This window comes from Streptomyces sp. NPDC055078 (genome assembly GCF_053607985.1).
The window spans coordinates 1-3,270 of the sequence record NZ_JBSGUP010000278.1 but is presented as its reverse complement, the minus strand read 5'-3'; the positions used below and the strand labels follow the sequence as shown (position 1 = coordinate 3,270).

Here is a 3,270-nt window from a genome sequence, read left to right as displayed (position 1 = left end):
CGTGTGGCCCCCTCCGGGGGTCCTGGGGGTCCCGGGGCTTACAATGGGAATGGGGGTTGCGGGGGGGGGGGGGGCCGGGTGCTCATCGGAAAATGATCGGAACGGTGCGGCCGAACCCGGTTTCAGCTCGGGGCCTGAGGCGTAATGTTCAGACATGGACCGCCGCATTTTCGGGCTGGAGAACGAGTACGGCGTCACGTGCACGTTCAGGGGACAGCGCCGACTGTCACCTGACGAAGTGGCGCGCTACCTCTTCCGCCGAGTTGTCTCCTGGGGCCGCAGCAGCAATGTCTTCCTGCGGAACGGCGCCCGTCTCTACCTCGACGTGGGTTCGCATCCGGAATATGCGACACCCGAATGCGACAACGTGATCGAGCTGGTCACGCACGACAAGGCCGGTGAGCGCATTCTGGAAGGTCTGCTCGTCGACGCCGAACGCCGCCTGCACGAGGAGGGGATCGCGGGCGACGTCTATCTCTTCAAGAACAACACCGACTCGGCGGGGAACTCCTACGGCTGTCATGAGAACTACCTCGTGGCGCGTCACGGCGAGTTCTCCCGGCTGGCGGACATCCTGATCCCCTTCCTCGTCACGCGTCAGCTGCTCTGCGGTGCGGGGAAGGTGCTCCAGACCCCGCGTGGCGCGGTCTACTGCGTCAGTCAGCGCGCGGAGCACATCTGGGAGGGCGTCAGCTCGGCGACCACCCGTTCGCGTCCCATCATCAACACCCGCGACGAGCCGCACGCGGACGCCGAGCGCTATCGCCGGCTGCATGTGATCGTCGGCGACTCGAACATGTCCGAGACGACCATGCTGCTCAAGGTCGGGGCGACCGATCTGGTGCTGCGCATGATCGAGGCGGGCACGGTGATGCGCGATCTGACCCTGGAGAACCCGATCCGGGCGATCCGTGAGGTCAGCCACGACATCACCGGCCAGCGCAAGGTGCGGCTCGCCAGCGGGCGGGAGGCTTCCGCGCTGGAGGTGCAGCGGGAGTACTACGAGAAGGCGGTGGACTTCGTCGACCGGCGGGGCATCCGTACGGGTGTTGTCGAGCAGGTTCTCGAACTGTGGGGCCGCACCCTCGACGCGATCGACGCGGAGGATCTCGACCGGATCGGTACCGAGATCGACTGGGTGATGAAGTACAAGCTCATCGAGCGGTATCGGGCCAAGCACAACATGACCATGTCGCATCCGAGGGTCGCGCAGATAGACCTCGCCTACCACGACATCCACCGCCGGCGCGGGCTGTACTACCTGCTGGAGCGCAAGGGGCAGGCCGCCCGGATCTGCAACGATCTGAAGATCTTCGAGGGCAAGTCGGTGCCGCCCCAGACCACCCGGGCGAGGCTGCGGGGTGACTTCATCCGCCGGGCGCAGGAGCAGCGGCGGGACTTCACGGTCGACTGGGTGCATCTCAAGCTCAATGACCAGGCGCAGCGGACCGTGCTGTGCAAGGACCCGTTCCGGTCGGTGGACGACCGGGTGGAGAAGCTCATCGCGGGCATGTAGCCGACAGGCGGGTCCCGGGGTCCGGGGCCCGCCCTGCAGGGCGCCGGAGCCCAGGCCGCCGGAGCACGCGGCCGGACATTCACACAAGTCTGCGGAACGCCACTCGGGCCCCGTACGTTTCTCGTGCGGGGCCCTCGGCACGCCCTAGAGTGTCGTGGTCCCTACTGTGCCGTCTGAGATCTGAGGAACACGTGCGCCGACTTGCCGGCCTTCTCGTCGTCCCCGCGCTGCTGTTGTCGACAGCGGCGTGCGGCAGTGACGACAAGGGCTCCGACTCCAACTCGTCCAAGGGCGAGCTGCCCGCCCTCACCGCCGGCGCCAAGTTCGGTGAGAAGCCGACTGTGGCGAAGGGGGAGGGTGACCCGCCGAAGGATCTGAAGATCAAGGTTCTCAGTGCGGGCACGGGCGCGGTGCTCAAGAAGGGTGATCAGGCCCAGGTCAACTATCTGGGTCAGGAGTGGGACGAGAACAAGCCCTTCGACAACAGTTTCGACCGCGGTCAGCCCTTCGACGTGGCCGTCGGCGGCCCGGGGGTCATCGATGGCTGGCAGAAGGCCCTGACCGGGCAGAAGGTCGGCAGCCGGGTGGAGGTGTCGATCCCCCCGGCCCTGGGCTACGGCCCGCAGGGGAAGGGTGACATCAAGGGCGACGCCACGCTGGTGTTCGTCATGGACATCGTCAAGAGCAAGAGCTTCCCGGTGTCCGCCAAGGGCACCGAGGTCGCCCAGGACAACATCGATCTGCCGAAGGTCGGGACGAACGCGGACGGCAAGGCTCCGTCGGTGACGTTCCCGAAGTCGGCCGCCGCGCCGAAGAAGCTGGTGTCCGACTACGTCTTGGAGGGCACGGGACCGGTGCTCACGGACAAGGACACGGTGGTCGTGAAGTACCAGGCGTATGTGTGGAAGGGCGCCCAGCAGTTCGACAGCACCTACAAGTCGGATTCGACGGTGAGCTGGCCGCTGGGGCAGATCACCGTCAAGGGGCTCAAGGACGGGGTCATCGGCAAGAAGGCCGGCAGCCGGGTGCTGCTGGTCGTGCCGCCGGACCAGGGCTTCGCGGGGCAGGAGCAGAAGGGCATCCCGAAGAACTCCACGCTGGTGTTCGTGGTGGATCTGCTGGCCAAGGCATGAGCCCGGGCCGGGCCGGATGAGCACCGGCCGGCCCGGCGCCGACCCGCTCCGGGGCCCGGCGGCTGGGAGGCCCTGGGCCGGCCTGGGGTACCTCCCACGCCCCCGGGCGTAGGGGGACATCGGACAGGCCCTGGTCCGGCGGAGGTGCGAGACTGTCCGGGTTGCCCCGTTCATCAGTTAGAGGAGCAGTTCAAGTGAGCATCGAGAAGCCCGAGATCGATTTCCCGGGTGGCGAGCCGCCGGCCGACCTGGAGATCAAGGACATCTGGGAGGGCGACGGCCCGGTGGCGAAGGCGGGCGACATTGTCTCCGTCCACTATGTGGGTGTCGCCTTCTCCACCGGTGAGGAGTTCGACGCGTCCTGGAACCGCGGCACGCCGCTGAAGTTCGAGCTGGGCGCCGGCCAGGTCATCGCCGGCTGGGACCAGGGTGTGCAGGGGATGAAGGTCGGCGGTCGCCGTCAGCTGGTGATCCCGGCGGATCTCGCCTACGGCGACCGTGGGGCGGGCGGCCGGATCAAGCCGGGCGAGACGCTGATCTTTGTCTGCGACCTCGTCTCCGTCTGATCGCCGTCTCCGTCTGATCGTCGCCGAGCGGTTCCGGCGGGGGTCCGTCTGATGC

At 67.3% G+C, this 3,270-nt stretch carries 3 protein-coding genes; all 3 read left to right on the top strand.

Annotated features, from left to right (window positions below):
• Window positions 1–154: 154 nt before the first annotated feature.
• The 3 genes from pafA to ACWF94_RS22445 all read left to right on the top strand — a co-directional run bounded on the left by pafA (window position 155) and on the right by ACWF94_RS22445 (window position 3,215).
• Window positions 155–1,516 (top strand): Pup--protein ligase, encoded by a 1,362-nt coding sequence (gene pafA / locus ACWF94_RS22455; protein ID WP_453491155.1) that lies wholly within the window; start codon window positions 155–157, stop codon window positions 1,514–1,516.
• Window positions 1,517–1,707: 191 nt separating this feature from the next.
• Window positions 1,708–2,649, top strand: coding sequence for an FKBP-type peptidyl-prolyl cis-trans isomerase (locus tag ACWF94_RS22450; protein WP_453491152.1), 942 nt, complete (start codon window positions 1,708–1,710; stop codon window positions 2,647–2,649).
• Between the two features lie 194 nt (window positions 2,650–2,843).
• Window positions 2,844–3,215: an FKBP-type peptidyl-prolyl cis-trans isomerase gene (locus ACWF94_RS22445; protein WP_453491149.1), complete on the top strand. Its 372-nt coding sequence runs from the start codon at window positions 2,844–2,846 to the stop codon at window positions 3,213–3,215.
• Window positions 3,216–3,270: the final 55 nt, after the last annotated feature.

Bases quoted from the DNA above. Each gene is read 5' to 3' on its own strand.
- pafA (WP_453491155.1), top strand. From the start codon at position 155: ATGGACCGCCGCATTTTCGGGCTGGAGAACGAGTACGGCGTCACGTGC.